Annotated in this window: 1 protein-coding gene; it reads right to left on the bottom strand. The window is 65.8% G+C overall.

Annotation, left to right across the window (positions count from 1 at the left end; all coding sequences use genetic code 11):
* Positions 1–240 (bottom strand): hypothetical protein (locus SB751_RS34735; protein ID WP_410749579.1); only part of this gene is annotated, 240 nt, incomplete at both ends.

The following is a 240-nucleotide window of genomic DNA, read 5'->3' as shown; positions in this document are numbered from 1 at the left end:
GTACAGCACGCGCGAACGCTTCCGCAGCGACAGCGCTTTCCGGAGCACCGAGGACGCGCTGCGGCCGACCGAAATCACGTAGCCGGGGCGATCCGAAAAGTCGAACTTGCCGCCGTTGACGCCTTCGTCGCGAAACAGCCCGGCATCCGCGCAATCTTCCGGAAAATCGATGCCGACGTAGCGGCGCCCGACTTCCGGCACGACGAACGCAACGGCGCTGTACAGCGCGGGTGTCGGTAC

This window comes from Cupriavidus sp. SIMBA_020 (assembly GCF_046535395.1).
GTDB lineage: Bacteria > Pseudomonadota > Gammaproteobacteria > Burkholderiales > Burkholderiaceae > Cupriavidus > Cupriavidus campinensis.
The sequence above is the reverse complement of the archived record's forward strand: the minus strand, read 5'-3'. Positions and strand labels throughout refer to the sequence as shown.